This window comes from Sphingobacterium multivorum (assembly GCF_039511225.1).
Lineage (GTDB): Bacteria > Bacteroidota > Bacteroidia > Sphingobacteriales > Sphingobacteriaceae > Sphingobacterium.
On sequence record NZ_CP154261.1, the window covers coordinates 5,106,034 to 5,132,115 of the forward strand.

General features: G+C 38.0%; 26 protein-coding genes and 2 tRNA genes. 15 read left to right on the forward strand and 13 right to left on the reverse strand.

The window, feature by feature from the left end:
* Positions 1 to 93: 93 nt before the first annotated feature.
* Entirely contained in the window at positions 94 to 606 is a 513-nt protein-coding gene (locus AAH582_RS21375) for a phosphoribosyltransferase family protein (RefSeq protein WP_046671998.1), read from the forward strand.
* Positions 607 to 615: 9 nt separating this feature from the next.
* Here the strand turns inward: AAH582_RS21375 and AAH582_RS21380 are convergent, their stop codons facing one another.
* The 5 genes from AAH582_RS21380 to AAH582_RS21400 all read right to left on the reverse strand — a co-directional run bounded on the left by AAH582_RS21380 (position 616) and on the right by AAH582_RS21400 (position 6,484).
* On the reverse strand, positions 616 to 2,082 hold the full coding sequence (locus AAH582_RS21380) for a LysM peptidoglycan-binding domain-containing protein (RefSeq protein WP_343320483.1): 1,467 nt from the start codon (positions 2,080 to 2,082) through the stop codon (positions 616 to 618).
* A 183-nt stretch (positions 2,083 to 2,265) separates the two neighbouring features.
* The gene (gene tatA, locus AAH582_RS21385; protein WP_046671996.1) at positions 2,266 to 2,463 is read right to left on the reverse strand and encodes a twin-arginine translocase TatA/TatE family subunit; all 198 of its coding nucleotides are present in this window, start codon (positions 2,461 to 2,463) and stop codon (positions 2,266 to 2,268) included.
* 93 nt (positions 2,464 to 2,556) lie between these two features.
* Positions 2,557 to 3,861 (reverse strand): murein hydrolase activator EnvC family protein, encoded by a 1,305-nt coding sequence (locus AAH582_RS21390; protein WP_286770024.1) that lies wholly within the window; start codon positions 3,859 to 3,861, stop codon positions 2,557 to 2,559.
* A 108-nt stretch (positions 3,862 to 3,969) separates the two neighbouring features.
* On the reverse strand, positions 3,970 to 4,773 hold the full coding sequence (locus tag AAH582_RS21395) for a DUF4292 domain-containing protein (RefSeq protein ID WP_070563085.1): 804 nt from the start codon (positions 4,771 to 4,773) through the stop codon (positions 3,970 to 3,972).
* Positions 4,763 to 6,484, reverse strand: a complete 1,722-nt coding sequence (locus AAH582_RS21400; protein WP_286753107.1) for a tetratricopeptide repeat protein — start codon at positions 6,482 to 6,484, stop codon at positions 4,763 to 4,765. The genes AAH582_RS21395 and AAH582_RS21400 overlap by 11 nt, the downstream gene beginning before the upstream one ends.
* Positions 6,485 to 6,719: 235 nt before the next feature.
* On the opposite strand from AAH582_RS21400, the gene rplM reads away from it, so the two are divergent.
* From rplM to AAH582_RS21430, 6 genes are all read left to right on the forward strand, one after another.
* Positions 6,720 to 7,163, forward strand: a complete 444-nt coding sequence (rplM, locus tag AAH582_RS21405) for a 50S ribosomal protein L13 (RefSeq protein ID WP_046671993.1) — start codon at positions 6,720 to 6,722, stop codon at positions 7,161 to 7,163.
* A gap of 11 nt (positions 7,164 to 7,174) precedes the next feature.
* Complete coding sequence (gene rpsI, locus AAH582_RS21410) at positions 7,175 to 7,561, forward strand: 30S ribosomal protein S9 (protein WP_070563091.1); 387 nt, start codon at positions 7,175 to 7,177, stop codon at positions 7,559 to 7,561.
* Between the two features lie 18 nt (positions 7,562 to 7,579).
* Complete coding sequence (rpsB, locus tag AAH582_RS21415; RefSeq protein ID WP_070563093.1) at positions 7,580 to 8,377, forward strand: 30S ribosomal protein S2; 798 nt, start codon at positions 7,580 to 7,582, stop codon at positions 8,375 to 8,377.
* A 195-nt stretch (positions 8,378 to 8,572) separates the two neighbouring features.
* Complete coding sequence (gene tsf, locus AAH582_RS21420) at positions 8,573 to 9,409, forward strand: translation elongation factor Ts (RefSeq protein ID WP_070563096.1); 837 nt, start codon at positions 8,573 to 8,575, stop codon at positions 9,407 to 9,409.
* 188 nt (positions 9,410 to 9,597) lie between these two features.
* On the forward strand, positions 9,598 to 10,461 hold the full coding sequence (locus AAH582_RS21425) for an SDR family oxidoreductase (RefSeq protein WP_115049397.1): 864 nt from the start codon (positions 9,598 to 9,600) through the stop codon (positions 10,459 to 10,461).
* A 139-nt stretch (positions 10,462 to 10,600) separates the two neighbouring features.
* Positions 10,601 to 11,422, forward strand: a complete 822-nt coding sequence (locus AAH582_RS21430; RefSeq protein ID WP_343320489.1) for a helix-turn-helix domain-containing protein — start codon at positions 10,601 to 10,603, stop codon at positions 11,420 to 11,422.
* Here the strand turns inward: AAH582_RS21430 and AAH582_RS21435 are convergent.
* Positions 11,419 to 11,679, reverse strand: coding sequence for a hypothetical protein (locus tag AAH582_RS21435; protein ID WP_286753106.1), 261 nt, complete (start codon positions 11,677 to 11,679; stop codon positions 11,419 to 11,421). The two genes, AAH582_RS21430 and AAH582_RS21435, sit on opposite strands and share 4 nt — an antisense overlap.
* A gap of 195 nt (positions 11,680 to 11,874) precedes the next feature.
* Here AAH582_RS21435 and AAH582_RS21440 point away from each other — a divergent pair, with 195 nt between their 5' ends.
* From AAH582_RS21440 to AAH582_RS21450, 3 genes are all read left to right on the forward strand, one after another.
* Positions 11,875 to 12,258 carry a hypothetical protein gene (locus tag AAH582_RS21440; protein WP_070563107.1) on the forward strand — a complete coding sequence of 128 codons (384 nt, stop codon included), beginning with the start codon at positions 11,875 to 11,877 and terminating at the stop codon, positions 12,256 to 12,258.
* A 158-nt stretch (positions 12,259 to 12,416) separates the two neighbouring features.
* Positions 12,417 to 13,193: an ABC transporter ATP-binding protein gene (locus AAH582_RS21445; RefSeq protein WP_070563110.1), complete on the forward strand. Its 777-nt coding sequence runs from the start codon at positions 12,417 to 12,419 to the stop codon at positions 13,191 to 13,193.
* Position 13,194: 1 nt separating this feature from the next.
* Positions 13,195 to 14,874, forward strand: coding sequence for a hypothetical protein (locus AAH582_RS21450; protein ID WP_343320490.1), 1,680 nt, complete (start codon positions 13,195 to 13,197; stop codon positions 14,872 to 14,874).
* A gap of 94 nt (positions 14,875 to 14,968) precedes the next feature.
* Here the strand turns inward: AAH582_RS21450 and AAH582_RS21455 are convergent, their stop codons facing one another.
* The 3 genes from AAH582_RS21455 to AAH582_RS21465 form a co-directional block, all read right to left on the reverse strand.
* A complete protein-coding gene (locus AAH582_RS21455) occupies positions 14,969 to 16,885 on the reverse strand; it encodes a peptide-N-glycosidase F-related protein (protein ID WP_070563114.1) in 1,917 nt (638 codons plus the stop codon).
* Between the two features lie 135 nt (positions 16,886 to 17,020).
* Positions 17,021 to 17,094 (reverse strand) — tRNA-Met (locus AAH582_RS21460).
* 293 nt (positions 17,095 to 17,387) lie between these two features.
* Positions 17,388 to 17,461 (reverse strand) — tRNA-Met (locus tag AAH582_RS21465).
* 66 nt (positions 17,462 to 17,527) lie between these two features.
* On the opposite strand from AAH582_RS21465, the gene AAH582_RS21470 reads away from it, so the two are divergent.
* The 5 genes from AAH582_RS21470 (at position 17,528) to AAH582_RS21490 (ending at position 22,831) form a co-directional block, all read left to right on the forward strand.
* Positions 17,528 to 17,905: an START-like domain-containing protein gene (locus tag AAH582_RS21470; protein WP_070563117.1), complete on the forward strand. Its 378-nt coding sequence runs from the start codon at positions 17,528 to 17,530 to the stop codon at positions 17,903 to 17,905.
* A 102-nt stretch (positions 17,906 to 18,007) separates the two neighbouring features.
* Complete coding sequence (locus AAH582_RS21475) at positions 18,008 to 19,492, forward strand: LptF/LptG family permease (protein ID WP_343320491.1); 1,485 nt, start codon at positions 18,008 to 18,010, stop codon at positions 19,490 to 19,492.
* Between the two features lie 70 nt (positions 19,493 to 19,562).
* Positions 19,563 to 20,777 carry a bifunctional 3,4-dihydroxy-2-butanone-4-phosphate synthase/GTP cyclohydrolase II gene (locus tag AAH582_RS21480; protein WP_343320492.1) on the forward strand — a complete coding sequence of 405 codons (1,215 nt, stop codon included), beginning with the start codon at positions 19,563 to 19,565 and terminating at the stop codon, positions 20,775 to 20,777.
* 147 nt (positions 20,778 to 20,924) lie between these two features.
* Positions 20,925 to 21,320: a thiol-disulfide oxidoreductase DCC family protein gene (locus AAH582_RS21485; protein WP_343320493.1), complete on the forward strand. Its 396-nt coding sequence runs from the start codon at positions 20,925 to 20,927 to the stop codon at positions 21,318 to 21,320.
* Between the two features lie 77 nt (positions 21,321 to 21,397).
* Entirely contained in the window at positions 21,398 to 22,831 is a 1,434-nt protein-coding gene (locus AAH582_RS21490) for an NAD-dependent succinate-semialdehyde dehydrogenase (protein WP_343320494.1), read from the forward strand.
* Between the two features lie 22 nt (positions 22,832 to 22,853).
* On the opposite strand, the gene AAH582_RS21495 is transcribed toward AAH582_RS21490, so the two are convergent.
* The 4 genes from AAH582_RS21495 to AAH582_RS21510 form a co-directional block, all read right to left on the reverse strand.
* The gene (locus AAH582_RS21495) at positions 22,854 to 23,735 is read right to left on the reverse strand and encodes a DUF4476 domain-containing protein (protein WP_343320495.1); all 882 of its coding nucleotides are present in this window, start codon (positions 23,733 to 23,735) and stop codon (positions 22,854 to 22,856) included.
* Positions 23,736 to 23,810: 75 nt separating this feature from the next.
* Positions 23,811 to 24,350: a protoporphyrinogen oxidase HemJ gene (gene hemJ, locus AAH582_RS21500; RefSeq protein ID WP_343320496.1), complete on the reverse strand. Its 540-nt coding sequence runs from the start codon at positions 24,348 to 24,350 to the stop codon at positions 23,811 to 23,813.
* 170 nt (positions 24,351 to 24,520) lie between these two features.
* Entirely contained in the window at positions 24,521 to 25,558 is a 1,038-nt protein-coding gene (hemE, locus tag AAH582_RS21505) for a uroporphyrinogen decarboxylase (protein ID WP_046671977.1), read from the reverse strand.
* On the reverse strand, positions 25,558 to 26,076 hold the full coding sequence (locus AAH582_RS21510; protein WP_231585185.1) for a hypothetical protein: 519 nt from the start codon (positions 26,074 to 26,076) through the stop codon (positions 25,558 to 25,560). Before AAH582_RS21510 ends, hemE begins: the two co-directional genes overlap by 1 nt.
* Positions 26,077 to 26,082 lie beyond the last annotated feature (6 nt).

Genomic DNA, 26,082 nt, shown 5'->3' on the forward strand with positions numbered 1-26,082 from the left:
GATCTAGGAAAGTCCAAAGCGTTTAACTCGTTTTGGACTTTTTTTATACAATATAATATCCTATTTTTACCCTATAATCATTGGAATACTATTATGTCTTCAAAGAAAACACTCATCTTAAATAAAGAACAAATAAAACAAAAATCTATTCGGATTGCCTATCAAATTTTAGAAGACAATTTTGAAGATGATACACTTGTATTAGTAGGAATTGCTGACCGGGGTTATGTATTTGCACAACGCCTTCAAGCGATTTTACGGGAGATTTCAACGAAGGAGATCCTGCTGATTAAAGTTACCATGAAGAAAACGAGCAGATCGTTGAGTGCAAGTACAGACATACCCGTTGATATTGCAAAAGACAAGACGATTATCTTGGTTGATGATGTGTTGAATAGTGGTAGAGCCTTAGCTTACGGATTGGGGGTATTTTTGAACGTTCCATTGAAGAAAATGAGGACGGCTGTATTAATTGATAGAAGCCACCATAAGTTCCCTATATTTAGTGACTACTATGGTACGAAGCTTTCGACGATATTAAGAGAACACGTTACCGTTACTCTTGAAGAATTTGACAAAGAAGAAGATGCAGCATGGTTAATTTAAACCATGCTGTTATTTTTTTGATACTTTCAATTTCATCCCCGGCTTTATCCGACTTCCATTTAAATCATTTTCACTTTTAAGTCGACCGATTGATGTACCATTTTTATCTGCGATCTCAGATAATGTATCACCTTTCTTCACGACATAGTAAGCGGTACGCGAAGCATTAGCAGTCCGCTGTTGACTCTTCTTTGAAGACCTTTCTGTATTACGAGCTAACTTCGCATTAACGAAATCATCCTCCTTTTTTATCAATAAGTTTTGTCCCGGGACAATTTGATTTCCACGCAGGTTATTCCAAGATTTTATATCCTGTACGGTTACTTCAAACTTGTCAGCAATGGAAGCGAATGTCTCACCGACTTTCACTTTATATTTCCCATTTTGTAGAGGCTCACTTAGATTTTCTGCCTGACTAGGATTTACCGAAGATATTGGCGTATTGAGCGCTGCATACAATTCCTCTGCGGCAATCTTTTTATCGAATACAGGTAAAACTAATCGCAATGGAGACTCTTCAGTACCATTTAATACATTTCTTTTAAAACTAGGATTCAGCGCGCGTAATGTCTCTTTGGACACCTGTAAAGCATCCGCTATCTGGTTCAATGAAATTCGCTTATTGATATCCAATGCCTGAGTTCTTAGTGAAAGTTCGGTATCCGCAGCACTGATGTCATTTTCTTCTGCATATTTCATCGCATAGGTCATTGCGATAAACTTAGGGATATAGTTTTGGGTCTGTTGTGTCAGATATGGTGCGATATCCCAAAAAGTAGCATTCTCTTTTCCCGAGCGTTGGATCGCACGGCTAACCGCTCCTTTACCGCCATTATAGGATGCTATCGCTAACAGCCAATCGCCATATTCATCATAAGCTTCTTTTAGGATTTTTGCAATAGCATAGCTCGAAGCGATCGGATCCATACGTTGGTCGGTATAACTGTCCACCGTAAGATGATAAGTTTTGGCTTCATAATACATCAATTGCCATAATCCTGTTGCTCCGGCACTAGAGATATCACGTGGATTTAATGATGATTCGACTACACTTAGATATTTGAGTTCCCGCGGCACTCCTACTTCATCCATGATTTTATCAAACAATGGGAAATAGTATTGTCCTAGTCCCATCATCCTACACATATAGGGATTATAATTATCCGACGTGTATTTGGCAATCAGATCTTTCACTCGTGGTGAGTAGTCTAATGGAACCTCACGTTCTATTGCCTTTAATTTCCGTACAAGCTGTATATCTTCATCTGTAATTTCAGCATCATGCTGTCGGTTACTTCCGGAAGATTTTATACTGTCCAGGTACTGGTAAATCTCTTGTTTTTCTTTTTCGATGCTTTTTTGAAAGAAGGTATGGGCAGCTTCTTTCATACCTTCTACAGCGCTTTCTTGGGCCATGAGTGGTAGTACATAGCATACCCCTCCTAGTATTGAAATTAACGTCTGTTTTCCGATCATAAATTTACTGTTAAATCCGAGTTTGATTCATCTGCTGAAAAATCAACAATAATCTAAACGATTAGAAATGGATTTTAGTATAAAATGGTTTTCGTCCTATTTCGCTATAGGTCGCGTATAAAACAAAATACGATTTTGTTCCTCACAAAATCGTATCCATGCTATATGGGATCAAAACCTCCCTTATTTGTTATCTTCTACTTCAGATTTTTTTTCAGGTGAAGACTCATCTTTTTGGCCTTCTTTAAATTCCTTCACTCCTTTACCCAATCCGCGCATCAATTCAGGAATCTTCTTGCCACCAAATAATAGTAACAATATTACTACAATGACAATTAACTCTTGCCCCCCGATTCCCATGATTAATAATGATGTTGACATAACTATAATTTCTTGTTTTTCAATTCTTTTAAACTAAAACTTCTCTCTCTATTTACAAATGTAATGATAATTATTAAATATAGTAATTATTTCTTATCTCGCCAACCATGACATCGGATTCAGTGGTGTTGACCCTTGATAAACAGAGAAGTCAACCATTGGCACACCTGTATCGGAGTCCACATCCGCCGTTCCTATAGTTTGACCCGTGCTTACTTTTTGCCCTTTAGAAACACTTACACTTCCCATATTATTGTAGACAGTATAGTACTCACCATGTTTAATCATTATGATACGTTGACCATACATTGTTAAAACACTACTTACCTCTCCTGCGAAAACAGCTTTCACAGCCGCACCACTAGAAGTTTGTATTTTCACGGATATATGTTCCACATTGACATTTCTTCCGACACTTTCCCCTCCAAAATCTTGCATGATCTTCGCATTGGAAACAGGCCAAGGTAAACTACCGCGGTTAGATCTGAAGTCATTTGAAAGTTTAACTGCTTCTGGTGTACTACGGAGCACCTCAGATTCTGACATCTTCGAAGTACTCGTTTTTGTATTGTTCTTACCCTTTGTAGTTGATGTGGACTCATTCGCTTTGCGATTCCGTTCAGCAGCAGCTTCCGCAGCACGACGCGCCGCCTCAGCTCGTCGACGTTCAGCCTCAATTTCTCTTCTAATGATCTCCTTGATGGCCGCATTAATACGACGCTCCTCTTTTTGCTTTTGGGTAATATCTTTCTTCACGCCGCGCTCTGTAACAATCAATTCACTCAATTGTCCAGAATAAACAGATCGCTGTTGAGATATGGTTTTTTTCTCATTTTCCTGCTCTTTCATCAAGGCAACCTGTTTGTTTCGGTCCGCCTGCAATTGAGCAATTTTTTGTTCAATCTGTTTCTTTGTATTTTCGATATCAGCAGCTTTCAGCTTTCTAGAATCGTTAAACTGTTGTAAGTACTTAACCCGTCGGAACCCCTGATTAAAATCCTTGGATGCAAAAATAAACATCAATTTATTATAGGCATTCCGGTTTCTGAACGCAAACATCACCATCTTCTCATAGTCACGTTTCATCTTCTCCAATTCGGCCTTTAACTTATTTACGGCAGCGGTATTGGCATTGATATGTTTGTTAATTACAGCTACTTCCGAAGTAATGGTATTTATCTTCTGCTCGCGCAAATTAATCTGCTTACTCAATGCTGTCACTTGTTGTTGAGTAAGTGATTTTTCCTTTGCAATCTCTTTGACCGTATTCTGTAATTCAGCAATTTCACGATTGAGTTTCTCACGCTGTTTTTCAAGTTCAGCCCTAGTCTGCGCCGATGAAATCCCAATCATGAATAGGAAAGCAGCTATACCAAGTATTGTCTTTTTAAAGTTCATTTACAGTACTATTTTTTTGTGTTTGCCATCTTTCTATCCTATTAATTCACCCCATACTTTAGCAAACTAATTGCGAAAGTAATAAATCTAAAGGAAATAGACAGCTTCTCATCGGATTACTTTGTAACGTGACGATACTGAAAAAGGCATTTCGACTGGTTCATTAAAAGTCACTTTGTTAAAATTTATCTCTGTTTTTATCTCTTGACGACCATCAGAAATGATCATTTTTAAAAGCATCGGAAATTCTTGTCCAGAGGCCATGGCATATTCACCGTAATTGGCCTCCAGCAATTGTTTTTTTGAAAGTTGCGCTAATCTAAACTGATAAGGCCTATTGTTATTATTTAACTTATATAAAAAATCTAGTTCATTCAGTTTGCCATCCAACTGGACAGACATCGAGTCCTGTTTAAAATTAACCTGATCAATATCGGACAATAGATTCACCGAAAGATTGGCTAGCAACAAATCCTGTAGATTTCCGAAAGTTAAATCCGGACTGGCAAAACGATATAGGTAGTCAAATGGCTTAACCATATATTCGCTCTGAAACTTATTTAAAATTTGTACACTGTCTGGAGTGATCAATACCCGGGCAACCTCTATACCCAGTGTAGCAGAAATGGAAATCCAGATCCTTTTATCTTTCTCTATTCGAATAGTAGAAGTGACATCATAATTGTCCTTCCCAAGATCGAGACGCATCTTCGCTTTTCCAGAAAAAGTAGAATAATTCAAATTGGTCAAAAAAAGATCACGTAAGCTATTCTTTTTCGCCTCCCTTGTATTATCTTTTATGGTCAACTCGTTTTCAGCTTTAAGGTCAGCACCTTTTAGTAGTTTCTTCTTAGAACTACAAGAAGAAAGCAGCAACACAACAGCACTAACCCAAACAATTTTATTCCACATAGCTTTTAGTCTCAATCTTCTTTTTCAATTTCAGCTTACCCTCCTCCGTATCAGCTCCCTTTTCTAAAGCGAGGTTCCACTGCTTAACGGCATCCGTTGTTTTCCCTAACTTAATCAAAATGTCGCCATAGTGTTCCAGTAATACCGCCGTTTGCGGATTTGTATTTTTTAACGCTTTTTGAATCCATACTAGTGCGTCATCATATTTTCCATTTGCAAAAAGTACCCAAGCATAGGTATCTTCAAAAGTTCCATTATTGGGCTGCAATTTCGTCGCCATTGCGGCATACTTTGTAGCTTCATCAAGTCGTTCTTTTCTTAACGACAAATAGTATGCTAAATTGTTCATCGCCGTCACATTTGTACTATCCAATCGAATAGCTTCGATGTAAGCCGCGTCAGAGGCTTTATACATCTGAAGTGAATTATAAATATCACCTAATCCCCCATAAATATTTGCTTGTAGAAAAGGCGATTCATCCTGTGCATTATTAAGTGCAGCCTCCATAAACTTTCGGCTATTTTCCATGTCTTTTTTCATCAAATAGGCCATACTCGTAAAATAGAGTATGGTCGCATTATTGGCCACATAGTGTAACGCTTCCCCACCATGTGCAATGGCTTGATCAAATTCACCTTTGTCCATATCCAAACTCATCAGCATCCGCCAAGCATCGATCTGGTAGGGGTTCATACTCACGGCTACCGCTAGTGAACTTTGAGCAGCGGACTTATCGTCTCTCAACCATAACACTTGTCCCTTTGCCATATGGCTTTCGGCAATACGTGGATGAACTTCAACCAAGATATTCACCAATTCCAAAAGTTGGTCTTTTGTATAGGGACCTTTCGGATTCAACAAGGTCATTATAATCCGATTCTTATCTGCAAAATCAACTTTCTTAGATTGAAATCCTTGCTTAAGTGCATCGAAAGATAATTTCAGCTTTTTATCAAATCGATAGAGATCAGCCAAATCGAAATAAAGAAAATCCTCTTTTGTCGTCTGAATTCCTTTATTAATGTAGTCCAATGCAAGCTTCGAGTTTTTGGAAAGATTATAGGCTTGCGCTAATTGTCCATACACTTGAGCCAGCGAAGTCCCTTTGTCTGCCCAGGGCTTCAAAAGATCAATGACAGCCTTATAATTACCGGCATCATTTAACAACACACTGCCAACCATGTCCAATGTATCAGAAGCGACAGCGATCTCTTTGGTTTTATAGAAATACTCCAAAGCCACATCCTTGTACCCACCATTGAAAAGGAGCATGATACGCTCCCGTTTTAGTGAGGCAGTATTATTGTCATCTCGATCTATCAACTTATCGAGATAGATTAAAGCACTATCCGCGTCGTTTTTACTTTTAAATGCATCTACAGCAAAACTTAGATATTCCGGCTTCGACTGAATATTCAGCGCTTCTTTTATAGCTTCGATCGCTCCATCTTGATTTCTCATCTGCGCAAGAAGAATTGCCTTTGTAAAATAGATGTCATCGGCTTGTGGGTAATCTGCGATTATAGCATCCAAAGAATCCATCCCGGGGCCAATTTTTCCTTGCTTCAATATTTCCTGTACGTTTTTGAGTCGTGCATCGTAAGGTTTAGGCTTATTATCCGAAGATTGTGCCTTTAATGAGCCCAGTGCTACTAGGAGTAAACCAATAAAACTTAAAAAAAATCGTTTATCTAAAAAATTCAATCTCATCTACTTCCGCTATAATAATTTAAAAATTCTTCCTGCAATATACTAACTAATGTAACAATATTCATTCGAGGAAGTTGTAAAAATATTGAGATTAGTGGGGCTCGCTTGAAATTCAACTCGTTTTCAACAAAATAAGCAAAATAGATTTTAAAATATAGAATAATAGATGTACCTTTGCAGACCCTTGAGATAAGGGGAAGAAAAATTTTTTAATAAATTATTTAAACAAAAGCAAGTGAATACGTTAAGTTACAAAACTGTCTCTGCCAACAAGAACACCGTTAACAAAGAGTGGATCGTTGTTGACGCTGAAGGAGAGATTTTGGGGCGTTTGGCGAGCAACATCGCGAAAGTAATTCGTGGTAAGCATAAGCCTACATTCACCCCACACGTAGACTGTGGAGATAACGTGATTGTTATCAATGCAGACAAAATTAAATTGACAGGAAACAAATTAGGCGACAAAGTTTACGTACGCTACACTGGATACCCAGGTGGTCAACGTTTCGTTTCTCCTAAAGAGTTAATGGCTAAATTTCCTGAACGCATTATTGAAAAAGCTGTTCGTGGTATGCTTCCTAAAAACCGTTTAGGTCGTCAATTGTTTAAAAACCTTTACGTTTATGCTGGTACTGAGCACAAGCATGAAGCACAAAATCCAAAACCAGTTAAATTTTAAGGAGAATCGTCATGTCAACAACTAACACTTCAGGAAGAAGAAAAACTGCTGTTGCCCGCATTTACTTAACTGCTGGTAGCGGAAACATTATCATAAACGGTAAAGACTACAAAGAGTATTTCCCAACATTACCTTTGCAATACATCGCTACACAGTCATTGAACGTAGCTGGTGAATTAGCAAACTTTGATGTAAAAGTAAACGTTAACGGAGGTGGTGTTAAAGGTCAAGCAGAAGCTGTTCGCTTAGCGATCGCAAAAGCTTTGGTTGAGCTTAACCCAGAAGTTAAACCTGCATTACGCGCTAAAGGTTTAGTAACACGTGATGACCGCATGGTTGAACGTAAGAAACCAGGACGTCGTAAAGCTCGTAGAAGATTCCAATTCAGTAAACGTTAATCAAAGGAGGATCAAAAAATGGCAAGAACTACTTATCAAGATTTATTGGATGCAGGTGTGCACTTTGGTCACCTTACACGTAAATGGGATCCGAAAATGGCTAAGTACATTTTCATGGAACGCAACGGTATCCACATCATTGACTTGAACAAAACTCTTACGAAATTAGAAGAAGCTGCTTCAGCTATCAAACAAATCGTAAAATCAGGTCGCAAAGTTTTATTCGTCGCTACGAAAAAACAAGCAAAAGAGATCATCGCACAACAAGCAAAAGAGGTTAATATGCCTTTTGTAACTGAGCGTTGGTTAGGTGGTATGCTTACAAACTTCGCTACAGTTCGTAAGTCTATCAAAAAAATGTCTAACATTGACAAAATGCAAAAAGATGGTACATATGATGTATTGTCTAAAAAAGAGAAGTTGATGATTCAACGTGAGCGTATCAAATTAGAAAACCTTTTAGGAGGTATCGCTGATTTGAACCGTTTACCAGCTGCTTTATTCATCATCGATGTGAAAAAAGAACACATCGCTGTTTCTGAAGCAATGAAATTGAACATCCCTACTTTTGCAATGGTAGATACAAACTCTGATCCTTCAAACATTGATTTCCCAATCCCAGCAAATGATGACGCTAGCAAATCTATTAGCTTAATCGCCGGTATCATTGGTCAAGCAATCCAAGAAGGTTTGGACGAGCGCAAACGCGACAAAGAAGAAGAAGCTGAAAAAGATGCTGCTGCTGCTAAAGCAAAAGTTGATAATAGTGATGCTTCAGAAGCTAAACGTCCTCGCAAAGCGAAAGACGGAGAATAATATTTTTATTCCAAACCGGATGGCGTAGCGTTAGTTTCTGGAAAAGTTTACTTTTCTTGAACTAGCCTCTCTGTCCGGTTTTTTGGTTTAACAATACTCGTTTATCAAGAAATGTTAAACTTCATATTAGCTTAACATGTTTTAAGTTAATATTGTACAAATTTCAGTCGTAAATAATAATAAAAAGAAATAAACATGTCAGTACAAATTTCTGCATCAGATGTGAACAAATTGCGTCAACAAACTGGCGCTGGTATGATGGATTGTAAAAAAGCTTTAGTTGAGTCTAATGGTGACTTTGAAGCTGCTGTTGATTACTTGCGTAAAAAAGGCGCTAAAGTAGCTGCTAGCCGTCAAGATCGCGACTCTAACGAAGGTGTTATCATCGCTAAAGCTACTGCTGATGGTAAATCAGGTATCGTAGTTGAAGTTAACTGTGAAACTGACTTCGTAGCTAAAAACGCAGACTTCGTTGCTTTCGCTGAAAAAATTGCAGACGTTGCATTAAACAGTAAACCTGCTTCTTTGGAAGAATTAAAAGGTTTGGAACTTGATGGCAAAAACATCGCTGATTTATTAATCGAGCAAACTGGTGTAATTGGCGAGAAAATTGACGTTTCTAAATACGAAACTATCACTGCTGAAAAGGTTATCGCTTATATTCACGGTAACTACCGTTTAGGTGTATTAGTAGGTCTTTCTGCTGATGCTGCTGGTGCTGAAGAAGCAGGTAAAGATGTAGCAATGCAAATTGCCGCAATGAACCCTATCGCAATTGACAAAGATGGTGTTGATCAAAACACAATCGAGCGTGAAATCGCTATTGCTAAAGAGCAAATCATTGCTGAAGGTAAACCTGCTGAAATGGCTGAGAAAATCGCTCAAGGTAAATTGAATAAATTCTTCAAAGACACAACTTTGTTAAACCAAGAATTCGTAAAAGATTCTTCTAAAAACATCGCTCAATTCTTAGATTCAGTTTCCAAAGGATTAACTGTAACTGCTTTCAAACGCGTACAATTGGGCGCATAAGCATAATTCATTCTATTACCAGAATTGGAAATTTTTAAAACAGGAGCTATTCTTCGAATGGCTCCTGTTTTTGTTTATATCTCTTCTTTCATTTATTCCCGAACTATTTTTCACCGCTGGCCTTGGCTTTTATTTTATCCCAAATTTGTGTAACTTAAGGATACATAAAAACTGGACAGCATATGGGTATGTTAAAGGAAAACGCGTTAAAAGGAAAACGAATTTTGATTACGGGTGGTGGTACAGGCCTCGGAAAAGCCATGACAGATTACTTTCTCGAGCTTGGCGCCTCTTGCCTGATCACGAGCCGTAAAGATGATGTTATACAGCATACAGCGAACGAATTGTCGGAAAAATATCAGGCGAAATGTCTTGCAGTAGCTGGAGATGTCCGAAATTATGAGGATGTCGAGCGCGTCGTTTCCTTTGGATATGAACATTTTGGCGGGATAGATATACTCATAAACAATGCTGCCGGAAATTTTATCTCCCCTACCGAACGTTTAAGCCACCGCGCCTTCGAATCTGTTATTGGTATCGTTCTCCAAGGTAGTATAAACTATACCCTAGCACTGGGCAAGCGTTGGATTGAGGCCAACGAACATAATAAAGCTATACTAAGTATCGTCACAACCTATGCTTGGACGGGTTCTGGCTACGTTGTTCCTTCTGCAACAGCTAAAGCCGGAGTTCTTGCATTAACTCGATCGTTAGCCGTTGAATGGGGAAAAAAAGGGATAAGACTCAATGCTATAGCTCCGGGTCCATTCCAAACTTCAGGTGCCATGGAACGGCTACTTCCAGGTGAATTAGGCGAACTTCTCTCGCCTACCAAACGTATCCCCTTGGGCCGCTTGGGCAAACTGGAGGAATTGGCCAACCTCGCGGCCTATCTGGTATCCGATTACGCCAGTTATATCAACGGTGATGTTATCACGATAGATGGCGGCGAGTGGCTTAAGGGAGCAGGTGAGTTCAATGGATTGGATATTATTCCTGAAGATCAATGGGATGCTATTGAACAGATGACCAGAAATGCAAAAAGCACCTGATAATCGTTTAAAATAACGAATGATTTATTTTATGGTGAATACGCAACTGTATTACATGCCGGTTTAAAAGAGGAAATAGCAAGGTCTTTAATCCATTTTTCTTAGGTTTGTAGCGATTATTCCAATAGACTCTGTACATATGATGAATTTATCTTTCGAATCTCAAAAAATCAAGCATAAAGAAAAATTAGAACTCAATAAAACGGGTTTTGATTTTGCGTTAGTTTATATAGCCGAAGGCACACTCGTATCGAAAGGGAATAATTTAAAATTTTCCAAAGAGAATTTACTTTTTTTGAATAAAGATTTCGAAACACTTGAGACAAAAAAAGATACAACTGCATTTGTACTCTATTTCTCCAACTCCTACTTTAAAGATCTGCACTTTATACAACAAAATTTTAGACTTACTCACAACCCGGTTGATATCTTTAACTCGAAGACATTGTTAAATAAGAGCCTATCCCTTAAAAAGGAAAATAAAAAACTGATCGAGCGGGTAATCTCGCTAATTCAACAATATGAGAGTGAAGATGAAGCGGCATCAATTTTTATATTCCACCAAACCATGTCGCTTTTCGCTTTAGTCGAAAATATATTGAAGGACCTAGAGCTACGCATTAACGAGTCTTATGAAATGTCTCAAGAGATCGAGCAATACATACAGCAAAATATCTATTTCCCGGATAAATTACAAATCAAGTCGATTGCAGATCAGTTCCAAATTTCAGCAAATTATTTTGGGGCCTTTTTTAAAAAAAGATATTCAAAAAGCTACAAAGTGTATATAGACGATATTCGTATTAAACTAATTGAGGAGCGACTAGCATCCAATAGATACACGATGAAACAAATTGTAGAAGAACTCGGATTTAATGATGAAAGTCACCTAACCAATTTCTATAAGAAGAAAAGAAATATTACACCCAGCTCTTATAAAAGAGCTAAAAATAGTGCTTAATTGTCGAGTTGGATTACACCATTAAGATCGTGATTTAAAGAGCGTTGAATGGCTTCATCCAAAATAAGAATCTTCTTTCCTTGAAAGGTCCCTGCATCATGACTGTCAAAATTTGAGCCACTGGAATTAAAAGATTCCAATTTCATTGGGAAATAAATTGGGTTCTCATCTTCAGCCCGACCAATGGTCAATAAAATATTGTAGCCTTGTAGGCGTAAACTCTGTAAAGTCTGATAATTTAAACGCTTGAAGATCATAATTCCTATTTTAAAATAAAACAAACATATAATTATATTGTTTTACTGCTTTAACCATTTTTTGGATTTTATCTTTCCAAAAGAATCTTCACATTCCTGACCTCCTAGTGGCACTGGAACATTCGCTTTCACAGATAAATCAAAAACTTTTTTTTACGGGAACTGTTTTACAGATAAATAAAAATTAGCAGGATTATGTCGAAAAAAGAAAGTAAAAATGGGAAAGTCGAAGAAGACTATCCAGATAAAGAGCAGGACCTTGCTTTTAATGAAGAACTTGACAGTTATGAAATGGATGTCGATGACAACGATCCAGACTACGATCACCCGGCTGACTACGATACAGTAGCTGAAGGTGCAATTGATGATGATTCAACATACGATGACTCTAATCCTTTTGTCGGAGATGAGTATGCAACACAAGATGAACTCAAAGAGGAAGATCTAGATAATGCTAACATGCGAATCGAGACTTTTGATCATGAACGTTTATCTCCTTTGGACAAGAAATTAGCCGAGAACGAAGAAGATTTGAGAGATGATCTCGATGAAGAGGGATATCCTAAAAACGATAGATAGTTTTTCCGAAAATAACATAGTTTTTGAAGGGACCGGAAGGTCCCTTTTCCATGGATTAAAATAAAGACTTTCTTCTCAAAATTAGGAATCATATACTTTTCAATTGGAAACTATAACTCCAATTTTTTATGTAAGTTTACTTTGAAGATTATAATGATATGGAAAGTATATTACCTCTCATCCGGATTGTTGACCTAAAAAAATCATACGGAGAAAAAGAAATATTGAAAGGAATCAACCTCGACATATTCCCAGGTCAAGTTATCGGATATATTGGCCCAAATGGTGCCGGCAAATCCACTACTGTTAAAATATTAACAGGACTTATCGAGGACTTCACAGGCACTGTAGAAATAAATGGCATCAATATTCAAAAAGATCCACTTGCAGTAAAAGCATTATTGGGATATGTTCCCGAAAACGCAGAATTATATGATGTACTGACTCCCATGGAATACCTGGATTTTGTAGGTAAACTCTATGGAATGGAAGATAAAGTCATTCAGGAACGTTCCTTAAAACTGTTAGCGGCGTTTGGCCTTGAATCTAATGTAAATAATAGGATGGATACCTTCTCCAAAGGAATGCGTCAAAAAGTACTTTTAATTTCAGGAATTATTCATAACCCACAAATTATCGTGCTGGATGAACCATTATCTGGACTCGATGCTAATGCTGTTATCTTTGTTAAAGAACTTATCTCATTACTTGCAAAAGAAGGGAAAACAATTTTCTATTGTTCACATATGATGGACGTTGTTGAAAAAGTATCTGATCGAATCTTACTGATAAACCAGGGGAGCATCATTGCGGATGGTACGATTGAGGAACTAAAAACAGATCCTAACGAATCATTGGAGCATATATTTGCTAAATTAACCAATACGGGCAGCAGCGCATTGGACGCTTCCAATATCATTACAGCAATTCAATAACATGGAAAAATTTATCTTAAAATTTATCCTTCTTTTTCGTGGGGTTTGGAAAGGCTTAGGCATCAATTATGAACAGTTTAAGATCATCTTACAAACCAAAATAATCCTAGATAATCGAAAGCCTATTAGCTTTCGCAAACGTAGCTCGGGAAAATCATCTTCGTCGTCATCGATTTTACAATTCTTATTGTATCTCATCTTTGGCCTGATATTCATGGTCATTATTTTGTCGATTCCAGATAGGTACTTAGCCATTTCGATCATGCTACTCAGTTTCATTAGCATGTTAAGTATTACACTGGTGTCCGATTTTTCGCCCATACTATTAGATACTCGGGATCAGTATATCATTATGCCCAGACCAGTTAATGATAAGACTTTAGCTATTTCCCGAATAACTTTTATTTCAATCAAGCTTTTTAATCAAGTAATTGCGTTAACCTTACCTGTGCTTATTTATGTATCTTTCAATTGGGATATCGTCTCCGTCCTTCTTTTATGTCTGCAGCTTATACTAAGCACATTGATCGCGCTGATATTTGTCAACGGATTTTATCTGATTAGCATCAAATATCTCCCCATACAAAAGTTTAAAGATGTAATTACTTATATACAGATCGGTCTCTCACTGGTTCTTTTCCTATCCTATTATGTTGGCCCTAATTTGATTCAATCTATTGTAGAATCTCATTTAACGATGGAACAACTCAGATTTCTTTGGATATTCCCAAGTACATGGATTGCATCATTTCAACCATTACTCTTTGGCAGCCACAGTGTACATATGGTCGTCTTATCAACATTAGGAATACTAACTCCTCTTGCTGGTATTTACGCTTGTACTAAGCTATTTTCACGTGGATTTAATGCGAAAATAGCTGCACTTGCAACCGCCGATAGCCTTCCTGGTGAAGCTTCACAATTAACTCGAAATAATCCATCCCAATTACCTTTATATAAAAGAATTTCCTCGAAGGTTTGCTCATCCCCCGTTGAAGAGGCAGGATTTAGCATTGTATGGCTGATAAGTTCTAAAACGAGAGAATTTAAGCAACAGCTATATCCTTCGTTGGCTTATCTACCTATTTATTTCGTTTTTTTATTTCTACGTACAGGAGACGATCTCCCAATAGCTGGCAAAATAGCGAAGCTTCGTGATTCAGGCTTGTATATAATTATGTTTTATCTTTCGTTATTAACCATACTAACCGTTTTCCAGCTTATTACGCAAAGTAATAAATATAAAGCGGCCTGGGTCTACCATGTGACTCCCATACAAAAACCAGGACAACTGATGACTGGAGTTCTTAAAGCATGTCTTATCAAATATGTTTTACCGTTCAACATTCTGTTTCTTTCTATCTGTGTACCACTATTTGGTCTCAGTTCTATTAATGATCTGCTATTATCTTCCGCTATTGGCGGTATCGAAAGTATTCTGATTATGCTTTTTATTGTCAAAAGCTATCCGTTTTCGAAGGCTAGTCAATCCAATTCAAAAGCAATAACTAATCTACTGATATTAGGTCTATTGGGTATTTTGGGATACTTACATAAAATCATTTTCCACTATGAAACACTAATTTGGATCTTAGCTGGACTTGCATGGTTCATCTTCTTTGTAATGCTGAAGTACTTACAGCGAGAAGACTGGAAAGGCTTAGCTTACGACGACAATTGATTAAACAGATGAAAAAAAGCTCCATAATGGAGCTTTTTTTATCAAATTCTTCAAAATCTAAGCACAAAATATCTTCACGCTTTTCTTTATCCGGTTATCTTTTATTTATTCGTCCTTTAAACTGGCTAATACCATCCATCAAAACTTCTACGATTATTCTTCCTGATGGTAAATGACTCACATCATAATTCAGCACAGCCTGTTGAATGGATTTGTATTCGTGTTTTTGCCACAAAACGCCATCAACCATAAAAAGCACAGTCATCTCACTCGGTTCATTGGAGACTACGCTTAGTTGAGTCTTATCCACAACCGACCTTGGATAAAGCGAGAAGGCATATTGCGTTGAACTTAGACCCGTCTCAAATCCACGTTTAGCATGGAAACTAAACATTTCGCCATTTCCACAATCGCTTTCAAAAGCATGAATAAGGTTTCCTTTCAAATCGAAGATTCGTAAATGGCCATCACCATTTTCAGGTTGTGCCCAAAACTGCAGTCCGTTACCTGCGGTATCGGCCAAAGAGAGTGAGTGGTTTCCCTCATTAAGGTGTAAAGTATCTCTATACATCGTTGCCGCAGCCAGTTGGGCGCCATTTTTGCGAAAGACCGTATCCTGCTTTGCATTAATTAGAAATATACGATTATCCGCCGGTTTATTATTGGTCATAAACTCCAAAACAAAATCAGTGGGAAATAGCTGCAGCGCGTTAAAGACGCTTTCCGCCTTATTGTCTATAGGCCACGCATCCGACTTGCCATTCGGTTTTAGAAGTGATACCGTAAATACATTCTCCTGATCTCTTTCTTGTATCTCTCCAGGCAGTATAACTTCTGCAACCTGATTAAAAGAAAGATTACCTTTCCAATGAAAAGTTCTGGCAGGGAATCCCTTCGTGCCATAAACAATTTCTAGGGTACGAATCGGCTCAGCACCTAAATTTCTGAAAGAGATCCTTGGGCCAACACTCGCCGGATTTAATCGAGAAAAACGCTGTTCATCACTTGGAACCATTATTGACTCAACGGCAACATCAACTTTTTGCTTAGGGGCAGAATATTGAAACAAGTAAGCGGATATATTTTCGACAGCCTGCACATTATCAGTCGCTGTATAAGGTTCCATCTGTAAGGCAATTTGATGGGTACCAACTTTAGTAAATACATCAATAAAATCAGGCTGCTGTAAATCTCCAGGACACCAATATGCGCGGTCATGTACCCAGGTCCCGCCTTGTGGATAAAGTGGATTACCCCCACATTTCTTCCACATATCACGTTTGTCCACAGTCTTTCCATCGAAGGTTAGTTCGCGCCACCGGCTACAGAATTCGCTACAGCCACGTGGTTTATCCATACCATGCCCTGTATGCTGAATGCGTATTCGGCTCAATGCTGCTCCCGCACTCGAGGTATATGTTATTGGCAGTAGATTTTCTGCTATCTTTTCGTTGACATCCCCATATTTATAGGCTTTATTCCACAGCGTTGTTATTCCCAATGGGGTAACAACTGGTGGACCTGATAAAATTTCAAAATCTACGGTAAGTGCCCATCCCACAGTCTTGTCCTCAAAACCAGAGTGAGTATAGACAATTTCCACGCTATCCCTTAAGAAAGGAGCAAAATCAGTTACATCGACCTGCCACTTCCAACTCCATCCCTTATTGTAAATACTACCATATGGCGTAAGCATTCTTCCTAATTCATAATTTAGTGCTGGTCCATTTTTCCCTCCTTTACGACGTAATACGATGTGATCCAAATAGTCCCAATGCGCCGTGCGCAAACTATCCGGGCTCCCCAGCGTAACAAACATAGTAACCTTTCGTATAGGATAATTTTCTTTTGGAAATACTCCCCAAGCCGGGTAAGAATTCTCGCCTTTCTGTGCATCACATAGAATGGTTTTCCGTTGATGTGTAACGACGTGGCTTTTTGTGCCTTGTTGTGCAAAAACATGATGGCAGATAAAAAAGCAAAATAGGGTTAGTATAGGTCTTATATTCATTATTTAAATATTATCCATAAAACAATACAAAGATAGATGTAATCTTGCCAGCAGCGAAAAAAAGGAAATGCGATAAAAAGGAAATACATGCAATCATAAAAAAAGCATCAATCTTGTTAAGATTGATGCTTTTAGTAGCGGGGAGCAGAATCGAACTGCCGACCTTTGGGTTATGAATCCAACGCTCTAACCATCTGAGCTACCCCGCCGTTTCGGTATGCAAATATACCACTTCGTATGTCAATTCAAAAGATTTTTTTATTTTTTTACTGATTCTGGCCTATTTAAAACTTGTATTAAACACAACAAACTCATTTTTAACTCAATAAATTTAGCACTGAAAAATAGAAAATGAACTTAAAAAAATTGACAGCCCAAAAAACAACATGTTTATTAAAAAACGGGAGCAACTTTTTACAAAAAAACTTGCAATAACAAAATAAATATGTATTATTACAAATAATAAGTTGATGCAATAAAAAGCAATTTTGGAAGAGATTTGTAGCGGGGAGCAGAATCGAACTGCCGACCTTTGGGTTATGAATCCAACGCTCTAACCATCTGAGCTACCCCGCCATTTTTGGGAATGCAAATATAGCTTATTTTTGATTTAAACAAACTAAAATTTAAAAAAACATTTTTATGGCAGATAAAATAAAATTCCAACTAGAATATATCATCAACTCTTCACCTAGAATTTTATTTCCGTATTTGCAAGAACCAAACGAATTGGCACAATGGTTTGCAGATGATGTAAACTATAAAGACACCGTTTATACTTTCATTTGGGATGATGAACCTCACCGAGCAAAAATTGTAGCATCAAAAGAAAATAAATCTGTACGCTTTAAATGGCTAGATGATGATCCCTATTATTTCGATCTGGAGATCGATCAAGACGAGCTAACGAATGATGTTGCTCTTAAGATAACAGATTACGCTAAAGAAGAAGACCTTGAAAATAGAAAGTTAATTTGGAAAAATTCAATAGTCTATCTTCAAAGTGTTATAGGTGCATAAAAAAGCCTATCTTTGCAATATATTTCCACTAGGGGCTCCAGCAGGAGCTTCTTAGTTGGGAGATGCCTTAATGTAAAGGCATCAATTTGCTTTGCGTCACGGATGAAAAAGGTTCATTTACTTATTCTTCAAGCTTTCATAAAACCATTTATTGTCACATTCTTTATTGTGATGTTTGTCTTATTGATGCTTTTCCTATTCAAGTACATTGATGATTTGATTGGAAAAGGATTTGAATGGTATACCATCATGGAGCTAATTGGATATCAATGCGTTGTTCAAATCCAAATGGCAATGCCTTTATCCATGCTCCTTTCCTCCATTATGACTTTCGGAAATCTGGGTGAAAGCTATGAATTAGTTGCAATCAAGGCTGCAGGCGTATCTTTACGTAAAGCAATGACCCCGCTATTTATACTCGTTGCAATTTTCGCAACAAGTTCTTTTCTGTTCTCCGATTATATTCTCCCCGTAGTGAACCTAAAAATGGGTACGCTACTTACTGATGTACGTAATAAAAAGGCAGATTTCCTCATCAAACCCGGAATCTTTAACAACACCATTCCAGGTTACTCAATCCGCGCTAGAGGAAAAAACAAAGCGGGAACAATTCTCTATGACTTGATGATCTATGATCATCGTGGCGGTAATACAGCCAATAATGTACTTATGGCCAAAGAAGGGTATATCTATAACTCTACTGACAACAATTATATGATCCTTAAACTTAAGGATGGTATCCGTTACGAGGAAGCACGGACTAAAAACTCCAAAACCTACGATCCACGCCAGCAATTTACGCGGTTTAAGTTTAAGGAAACAGAGCAAAAGTTTGATATGGGAAGTTTTCAACAGGGTAAAACGGATGAAAATCTCTTCAAAAGCCACCATGCCATGTTAAACCTGAAACAGTTAGACATGTACATCGATTCCAATCATATCAAGATAGACAGCATGGGAAAGGCAATCGTCCGTACATTAGACACCCGATATAATATCTATTCGAAATATTTTAGTGTGAATCAACCCGGACAGCCAAAGGTCAAAGAGGCTAAGATCAAACCTTTTAAAAATTTGCTTACCGATCTCGTTCCACAAGAACAACGAGCACAAATCACTATGAATGCGCTGAACCAGTTGAATTATTTAAAGGAAGATCTAAACGGCCGTACACTTGAATTTAAAGATTACAAATCGAAAGATATCCGTTATCGTATTGAATGGCATCGCAAGTTTACCCTAGCTGTCTCCTGTCTCTTACTATTTGCAATTGGAGCTCCACTAGGAGCCATTATCAGAAAAGGTGGACTTGGTCTTCCTGTGGTGATGGCCATCATTTTCTTTCTGATCTATCACATTATCTCTACAGTAGCAGAAAAAACAGCTAAAGATGGTGCCATATCATCAGCCGTTGGCATGTGGATGGCCATTATTGTCTTAACACCATTGGCCGCTTTTCTAACATACAAGTCAACGACAGATTCCGCGTTATTTGATATTGATCAATATAAATTAAAAGTAGAAGCCGCTTGGAAATGGATTAAGGAAAAGCTTGCAAAAAAGAATAAATTGAAAGAATCACATTAGATTGTGACAACGCTATTATAAATAAATTTAGATTCTACACTAACTTTGTACCAATTACAATATATCAATAATGGATTTCAAATTAAACACGATCGAAGAAGCGATCGCTGATATACAAGCAGGAAAAGTAGTAATCGTCGTGGATGACGAAGATCGCGAAAATGAAGGAGACTTTGTCACAGCTGCCCGCAATGCAACTCCCGAAATCATCAACTTTATGGCGACTCATGGTCGTGGACTAGTGTGTGCCCCAATTACAAAAGAAAGAGCAGATGCATTACATCTGGATCTAATGGTGGGACAGAATACAGCAGTATATGAAACAAACTTTACAGTTTCCATTGACTTACAGGGATACGGTTGTACAACCGGAATTTCTGCGTCAGACCGCTCGAAAACAATTAAAGCAATGATTGATCCTAATATTCATTATGAAGAATTAGGTAGACCAGGACATATTTTCCCGCTAATAGCAAAAGATGGTGGCGTATTACGTCGCACAGGACACACTGAAGCTACCGTTGATCTTGCTCGATTAGCAGGATTTGAACCAGCGGGTGTATTGGTTGAAATTCTAAAAGAAGATGGTGAAATGGCCAGACTTCCAGAACTAATAGAGGTTGCTAAAAAATTTGATTTAAAGATCGTTAGTATTGAAGATCTAATTGAATACCGTCTTAAGCACGATTCTTTAATCAATGAAGAAGTCACTGTTAATATGCCAACGCAATTTGGTGATTTTAAGATGAAAGCCTTTACACAAAAAGACACTGGCGAACAACATTTAGCGCTTTACAAAGGCGAGTGGAATGAAGATGAGCCTATTTTGGTGCGGGTGCACAGCTCTTGTGTTACGGGTGATATTTTTGGTTCTTGCCGTTGTGACTGTGGTCCTCAATTGCACAAAGCAATGGAAATGATCCAGCAAGAGGGGAAAGGTGTTATTGTCTATATGAATCAAGAAGGTCGCGGTATTGGACTGATCAATAAGCTACATGCTTACAAGTTACAAGAAAATGGCTTGGACACGGTAGATGCCAATGTACAATTAGGATTTAAAGCAGATTTAAGAGACTATGGTGTCGGAGCACAGATTCTTCGAAATCTTGGTGTCACAAAAATGCGTCTTATGTCAAATAATCCAACCAAACGTGCTGGTTTAGTGGGCTATGGACTTGAAATTGTAGAAAATGTGCCCATTGAAATTACTGCAAATCCCTTCAACGAGGAATATCTAAAAACAAAGAGGGATCGTATGGGACATACGATCATGAAAAATCTATAAAAAGAAAATTACGAAAAAGCGGTGTTCCAAAAAAACACCGCTTTTTTTGGCATCATAGCAAACATAACGTTGCGTGGTAATATAATCGCTCCTTTTTTATGATCTTGTAATGGCAGTACTTTCAACAATTAGAAGTAACTTTATTATATGGAACAACAAGGGAAACATATCATCTTTTTCGATGGTGATTGCTTGGTCTGTAATCGCTTTGTTCAAATACTATTAAGGATAGATCGTAAAAAAAAATTCTTATTTAGTTCGCTGCAATCTGAATTTGCCAGAACCGCGCTAGTAAATATTCCCCAAAACATTGATTCCATCGTTTACCTCTCTCCAACAGGTAGCTTTGTCAAAAGCGAAGCTGTTCTTAAAATATGTGAGCAATTGGGTTTCCCTTACATGACATGTTATTTACTAAAAATTTTACCTCGCGGTTGGAGAGATGCGCTTTATGATTATTTCGCTAAAAACCGCTATCGTTGGTTTGGAAAAAATGAGTTTTGTACGATACCTTCAAAAACTGAACGAGAAAGGTTTATTTAAATAAACTACAATCATTTTGAAGTGACATTTGGCTCGGAAATCTTCTAATTATACTTGTGACCATTAAATTTACATCGATGAAAAATACACTTTTAATTGACAGCGCCTATATCAATGGGAAATTTATTAAGTCAAAACACACCTTTGACGTTATAAATCCCGCTACAGGAAAAGTTATTGCTTCATTGCCAGATTTAAAAGTGGCAGATTGTACTAAAGCAATAGATGCTGCTAACAATGCCTGGGAAAGTTGGAAAAATACATCTGTATTGGAACGATGCAACATCACCCGCAAGTGGTACGACCTTATTCAACAGCATAAAGACGATCTTGCGGAAATCATGACCTTAGAAAGTGGCAAACCACTAAGCGAATCCAAAGTCGAGGTTGACTATGGTAGCTCCTTTGTTGAGTGGTTTTCAGAAGAAGGAAAGCGGGCCTATGGTGAAACGATACCTTCCCATAAAAAAGGAACTAGAATGCTTACTATTAGGCAAGGCATCGGTGTTGTAGCCGCCATTACTCCTTGGAATTTTCCCTTAGCGATGATTACCCGAAAAGTAGCCCCTGCTATGGTTGCTGGTTGTACCGTCGTACTTAAGCCTGCCTCACAAACCCCTATTTCTGCTATCGCATTGGCTAAACTCGCTGAAGAAGCAGGTGTCCCGAAAGGCGTGTTTAACGTTATTACAGGAAAAGACAGTGCTGGTATCGGAAAAGAATTAGCGACGAATGGTTTGGTAAGAAAACTTTCCTTCACAGGTTCTACTGAAGTTGGAAAAACGCTACTAGAACAATCTGCTTCAAATATAAAAAAGGTATCCATGGAACTCGGTGGTAATGCACCTTTTTTGGTTTTTAACGATGCCGATATTGATGCTGCTGTTGATGGAGCTATTGCTGGAAAATTTAGAAACTCAGGGCAAACTTGTGTTTCCATCAACAGGTTTCTAATTCAAGAAGATGTCTATGATGAGTTTTCGATGAAACTTAGCCATGCTGTCAGTAAATTGAAAGTTGGCAATGGGCTCGACAAAGGTATTCAGGTAGGCCCCTTAATCAATGCAAAAGGTCTAGAAAAAGTTCAGCATCATGTTCAAGACGCCTTAAATCATGGTGCCGAATTGGCTACTGGAGGAAAGGTCATCAAAGATCTATTTTTCCAGCCAACCGTACTGGCCAACGTCCCAAAAGAAGCGCTTATATTTCGCGAGGAGACTTTTGGTCCGATTTGCGCCCTTTTCAGTTTCAAAACAGAAGCAGATGGAATAGCAATGGCCAATATGACTGAATTTGGCTTAGCCTCTTATTTTTATAGTGCAAATATAAATCGCTGTCTTCGTGTCGCTGAACTACTAGACGCTGGTATGGTTGGTGTCAATACAGGTCTTATTTCAAATGCAGCAGCTCCTTTTGGTGGAGTAAAACAATCTGGTGTAGGCCGTGAAGGATCTAAACACGGGTTGGATGAGTATATGGAATTAAAATATATCTGCTTCGGCGGTGAATAAAAAAAGGAGCAAAATGCTCCTTTTATTTTTTTAAAAAATCAACTAGCTTTTCCCGTGTTGAGCTGAACGATAAGGCCTCTCCTACTTTCTGATAATTCTGTTTATCCACACAGGTTGGATATGCATATTTGGCAAAGGCCAGTTTATTATCATCTCTTATAAAAAGTTCCATTAAATCAACAATTTCAGTCACACTTAGGCGCATACTTTTTAACTCCTGAGCAGCTACTGCCAGTCTATCCTGATCGTTTTCCTTCTGATTCAACAGGTCATTCAATCGATTGGAGTTTGTCTTATTCATTCCACCGTCATCGGACCGCACATTATCGTCATTGTCATCATATCCGCGTTGATTGGCTACGTCGTCACGATAAACGTTAGGGTTTCCTGACTGTTTATATCGATCATTATTATATCTGTCCCGATTATTATTTGGTAAATCTTTACGAATTTCTGAACGCCTATATGGATCATGATATTGTTCTTCATTATAGCTATCCGGATCATCATACAGTAAATTCTCTCCATAACTACCATTGTTATAACGATCAACAGGACTCATGGATTCCAAGATAATGCCCCTATTTCCCCGTCTGCTACTGACAGAAAACACAACATTCATGTATTGTCCATTTCTATTGACAAGTTGCACGCCGCTACCACTCAGTGTGCGCCGCTGCCGATCAGCAAATACGATACGCAGATCATAACGCCGACTCTTCAGATTGGATACTCGAATATCCGTTGAAGCCCTATTGTTGTACAAAATGTTGTTGATATAAAGAAAAAAGGGAACATCTGTAGAGTAGATATTTAATGCTCCACCAAAAGGCCTGTAACGCTGACCAAAGCCAGCCGTTGCAACACTAAGCAACAAGACCACCACGAGAATTTTTCTGTACATAATCCAATTCAATTTATATTCCTTCGACTACACCGCATAAAAAAGGATTAAGAAATCAGAGAATTTAACATTTTGTTATACTTTCTTGTTCCGGTACTTTCTATAAAGTTTTACGGCCATCATTAAAGCGATAGCTAAAATTAAGAGCCCCAAAACGCCAAATATCCAGTTCAGTGCCGATTTTAAGACAACAGTAAAAACGATCGCGAATAATAAAACTGTCGCAAGTTCATTCCATAGTCTCAATTTTGTTGACGACCACCTAGACGACTCACCCTGTAATTGGAACATGATCCGCTGGCAGGAGAAATGATAAAGAATTAATCCTAATACAAACGTAAGCTTAACATGCATCCAGCCCATCATAAGCAAACCGGGATTAATATAGAGCATAACGAGAGCTGCGACAATAGTGAGGTACATGGCAGGTGTTGTGATGATCCACCACAATTTACTTTCCATTAAGGTAAATTGCCTATGCAAAATCCCGTACTCTTCTGTCGACTTAGATTGTGCTTCTGTATGGTAGATGAATAGTCGAACAATATAGAACAATCCAGCCATCCAACAAACTACAAAGATAATATGAATCGCTTTCGCATACAAATAGACCATAGTTACAAAAATAAGAAAAGTTAGTAGCAATCAATATATTCAATTGCCGATTGAACAAATCTTACATCCAATACACAAAAGTATACTATCAAACCTACTGAATTAGACTATTTTAAAACGAAAAAAGACCCGCCAAAGGCAGGTCTTTTTTCGTTTTAAATAGCAAGCAGTTAATAGCTAAATTCCTTTACCACCTCAATGGCATATTTTACATTATCAAAAGGAATATCGGGCATAATACCATGACCCAAGTTAAAGATAAAACCATTTTCACCTCTCATACGCTCAAATAGTTCGATAATCTTCTTTTTGATAACAGGTTTATCTGCATACAAAACAAATGGATCCAAATTTCCTTGAACAGCAATACCTTGCGGCAAGGATTGTTTAATATTTTTTAAATCTGCATTCCAATCGATAGAAACAACATCAGGTTGCGCTTCGACCATCATTGGTGCAAAAACTGAAGATCCTTTGCAAAAGGAAATGACCGGAATATCCTTACGGTTCAATTTAGCAATAATCTGTTTATTATAATAATGTGAAAAGTCACGGTAATCATTCCATGATAATGCCAAGGCCCAGCTATCAAATAATTGAATTGCATTTACTCCAGCTGCGATCTGCATGTTAAGATATTCAACCGTTACATCCGCAATCTTTTGAAGGATCAGGTGGGCCAGCTCAGGTTGATTATTCAACATCAACTTTGTTAACTTAAAATCTTTTGAAGATCCACCTTCAACCAAATAACTTAAAATTGTAAATGGCGCGCCCGCAAAACCAATCAAAGGGATACGGCTGTCAAGACGTTGTTGAATGACCTTGATTGCATCAGCAACATACTGCAATTTATCCAAACAGTTGATAGACAAAGCTTCAGCATCCTTTACAGAGCGAACAGGATTAGAAAAACGAGGACCGACACCTTGCTCAAAGGACAGATCCCCTCCCATAGCTTCTGCTGTAACTAAAATATCAGAAAATAAAATAGCGGCATCAATGCCTAGCAAATCTACGGGGAGCATAGTGACATCCGCAGCAATTTCTGGTGTTTTGCACATCTCCAAAAAGGAATATTTATTCTTGATATCCCAATATTCCTTCATAAAGCGTCCAGCTTGACGCATCATCCACACAGGAGGTCTTTCCGTTTGCTGCGAGAATGCAGCTCTAATCAATAAGTCGTTTTGTAAAGTAGTACTCACTATAAATGTTTTGAAATTTCGTTTTCTATTTTTGTAATAATGCTGTTCTGTCTAGCCGTCAGATGTAACTTATTGGCAACATCTGTATAGGCTCTCGCTCTTTCATAATCCAACTTTCGCAACGCTATATTTGCCAGATTAATCATAACCATCCCCTTTTCATTATCTTTTTTCCAAGGCAGACGAGAAGCGAGCTGAAAATGATACTCAGCTTCATCGACGCGTTCCTCTTTAAGCGCAATATTTCCCATCATAAATTCATAGAAATTGCGTCTGCCTTTACGGAGCGCATCTGGGTTCTTGATCTCAGCTAGCAAGTTTTTTGTCTTCTCATAATCTTGTCTATGAAAAGCCTGCGTTGCCAAAAAAACGGACCCTTCCCTAAAATGACTCCAAATCAAGTAGCCTATTCCTCCTGCTATTAGCACAGCAGTTTGATAATGTCCTTGGTACAAGCCATAACCCAAAAATAATGCAGCAATAAAAATAACGGCTATTCTAGCCCTGATTGTCATCATCTCTTT

What these genes read in the sequence shown, in the direction of transcription:
- AAH582_RS21495 (WP_343320495.1), bottom strand. Translation starts at nt 23,735, where the DNA reads ATGTACAGAAAAATTCTCGTGGTGGTCTTGTTGCTTAGTGTTGCAACG.
- AAH582_RS21470 (WP_070563117.1), top strand. Translation starts at nt 17,528, where the DNA reads ATGGCAGATAAAATAAAATTCCAACTAGAATATATCATCAACTCTTCA.
- AAH582_RS21450 (WP_343320490.1), top strand. Translation starts at nt 13,195, where the DNA reads ATGGAAAAATTTATCTTAAAATTTATCCTTCTTTTTCGTGGGGTTTGG.
- AAH582_RS21510 (WP_231585185.1), bottom strand. Translation starts at nt 26,076, where the DNA reads ATGATGACAATCAGGGCTAGAATAGCCGTTATTTTTATTGCTGCATTA.
- AAH582_RS21395 (WP_070563085.1), bottom strand. Translation starts at nt 4,773, where the DNA reads ATGTGGAATAAAATTGTTTGGGTTAGTGCTGTTGTGTTGCTGCTTTCT.
- AAH582_RS21485 (WP_343320493.1), top strand. Translation starts at nt 20,925, where the DNA reads ATGGAACAACAAGGGAAACATATCATCTTTTTCGATGGTGATTGCTTG.
- AAH582_RS21490 (WP_343320494.1), top strand. Translation starts at nt 21,398, where the DNA reads ATGAAAAATACACTTTTAATTGACAGCGCCTATATCAATGGGAAATTT.
- rpsI (WP_070563091.1), top strand. Translation starts at nt 7,175, where the DNA reads ATGTCAACAACTAACACTTCAGGAAGAAGAAAAACTGCTGTTGCCCGC.
- AAH582_RS21390 (WP_286770024.1), bottom strand. Translation starts at nt 3,861, where the DNA reads ATGAACTTTAAAAAGACAATACTTGGTATAGCTGCTTTCCTATTCATG.
- AAH582_RS21400 (WP_286753107.1), bottom strand. Translation starts at nt 6,484, where the DNA reads ATGAGATTGAATTTTTTAGATAAACGATTTTTTTTAAGTTTTATTGGT.
- AAH582_RS21380 (WP_343320483.1), bottom strand. Translation starts at nt 2,082, where the DNA reads ATGATCGGAAAACAGACGTTAATTTCAATACTAGGAGGGGTATGCTAT.
- rpsB (WP_070563093.1), top strand. Translation starts at nt 7,580, where the DNA reads ATGGCAAGAACTACTTATCAAGATTTATTGGATGCAGGTGTGCACTTT.
- AAH582_RS21425 (WP_115049397.1), top strand. Translation starts at nt 9,598, where the DNA reads ATGTTAAAGGAAAACGCGTTAAAAGGAAAACGAATTTTGATTACGGGT.
- AAH582_RS21440 (WP_070563107.1), top strand. Translation starts at nt 11,875, where the DNA reads ATGTCGAAAAAAGAAAGTAAAAATGGGAAAGTCGAAGAAGACTATCCA.
- AAH582_RS21430 (WP_343320489.1), top strand. Translation starts at nt 10,601, where the DNA reads ATGATGAATTTATCTTTCGAATCTCAAAAAATCAAGCATAAAGAAAAA.
- AAH582_RS21455 (WP_070563114.1), bottom strand. Translation starts at nt 16,885, where the DNA reads ATGAATATAAGACCTATACTAACCCTATTTTGCTTTTTTATCTGCCAT.
- AAH582_RS21445 (WP_070563110.1), top strand. Translation starts at nt 12,417, where the DNA reads ATGGAAAGTATATTACCTCTCATCCGGATTGTTGACCTAAAAAAATCA.
- AAH582_RS21375 (WP_046671998.1), top strand. Translation starts at nt 94, where the DNA reads ATGTCTTCAAAGAAAACACTCATCTTAAATAAAGAACAAATAAAACAA.
- hemJ (WP_343320496.1), bottom strand. Translation starts at nt 24,350, where the DNA reads ATGGTCTATTTGTATGCGAAAGCGATTCATATTATCTTTGTAGTTTGT.
- AAH582_RS21435 (WP_286753106.1), bottom strand. Translation starts at nt 11,679, where the DNA reads ATGATCTTCAAGCGTTTAAATTATCAGACTTTACAGAGTTTACGCCTA.
- AAH582_RS21475 (WP_343320491.1), top strand. Translation starts at nt 18,008, where the DNA reads ATGAAAAAGGTTCATTTACTTATTCTTCAAGCTTTCATAAAACCATTT.
- AAH582_RS21480 (WP_343320492.1), top strand. Translation starts at nt 19,563, where the DNA reads ATGGATTTCAAATTAAACACGATCGAAGAAGCGATCGCTGATATACAA.
- tsf (WP_070563096.1), top strand. Translation starts at nt 8,573, where the DNA reads ATGTCAGTACAAATTTCTGCATCAGATGTGAACAAATTGCGTCAACAA.
- tatA (WP_046671996.1), bottom strand. Translation starts at nt 2,463, where the DNA reads ATGTCAACATCATTATTAATCATGGGAATCGGGGGGCAAGAGTTAATT.